Annotated in this window: 1 pseudogene; it reads left to right on the forward strand. The window is 43.4% G+C overall.

Annotated elements, in window-relative coordinates:
- Positions 1-215: 215 nt before the first annotated feature.
- Positions 216-963 (forward strand): annotated as a pseudogene (locus tag BFN00_RS15725) (IS5 family transposase).
- The last annotated feature ends 234 nt before the right edge of the window (positions 964-1,197 follow it).

Genomic DNA, 1,197 nt, shown 5'->3' on the forward strand with positions numbered 1-1,197 from the left:
TTCCTGTATCGCTGTGTGGATCGTATAATTCAGCGATCTGTTCCGTCAGCGTTTATTATGTGTCCCTTACTGATTTTTGTTTGATTAAACGCTACGGCAACCACCGAGATCTACACGCGTAAGATCGTCGGCAGCGTCAGATGTGTATAAGAGACAGAACTAGGGTCTGTCATCAATTAGCTTGAGAAAATCTAACCTGTCCTCATTATTTTTTCATGACTAAACGCTATGCATTAAGAGATGATCAGTGGGAACAGATTAAGGATCTGTTACCCGGACGAGCGAGTACTGTTGGAGTAACTGCCAAAGACAACAGGCTATTTGTTGAAGCAGTATTGTATCGGTATCGTTCAGGTATTCCGTGGCGAGACTTACCAGAACGCTTTGGTGATTTTAGAGTCGTGCACACTCGCTTTAGCCGTTGGGCTAAAGCAGGCGTATGGCAGAGAGTTTTTGAAGTGCTATCACATGAAAGTGACAATGAATATGCCATGCTAGACTCAACCATTGTGCGCGCTCATCAACACAGTGCCGGAAAAAAAAGAACAGGCGATCGGACGCAGTAAAGGTGGCTTAAGTACCAAAATTCATGCCCGTACTGATGCTTTAGGCAACCCAACAGGATTTTATCTCACTGCCGGGCAGGCTCATGACTTAAATGGTGCTGATGTGCTGCTGGACTTATCGTTAAGTCAGACTTGGCTCATGGATAAAGCTTACAATTCCAAGGATAGGGTGATTGATCCAATCCATAAGATCAATGGCCAGATCGTGATGCCGTCCAAAAGTAACGCGATTGATCAGCGTGATTATGACCAACATCTTTATAAGGCAAGACATCTGATCGAGAACTTCTTCGCCAAGCTCAAGCAGTATCGAGGTATTGCTACGCGCTATGATAAATTGGCTCAAAACTTCCTGTCAGCGATCTACCTTGCCTCAATCATGATATGGCTTAATTGATGACACGCCCTAAATAAAAAATGAAAATGAAACTAATAAGACATTTTCATGAAAATAAATTCTTTTGATGCGATAGCGGTCTGAATCGGCTAAAATTGCGCGGTATTTTTTTTATGGGTTAATCTCGTCCTGTCTCTTATACACATCTGACGCTGCCGACGATCTTACGCGTGTAGATCTCGCGCGTCGCCGGTGCGCTATAAAGATAAAAGCTACAATTGCATAGAGTATTCA

The organism is Acinetobacter sp. AR2-3, from assembly GCF_001878775.1.
Lineage (GTDB): Bacteria > Pseudomonadota > Gammaproteobacteria > Pseudomonadales > Moraxellaceae > Acinetobacter > Acinetobacter lwoffii_D.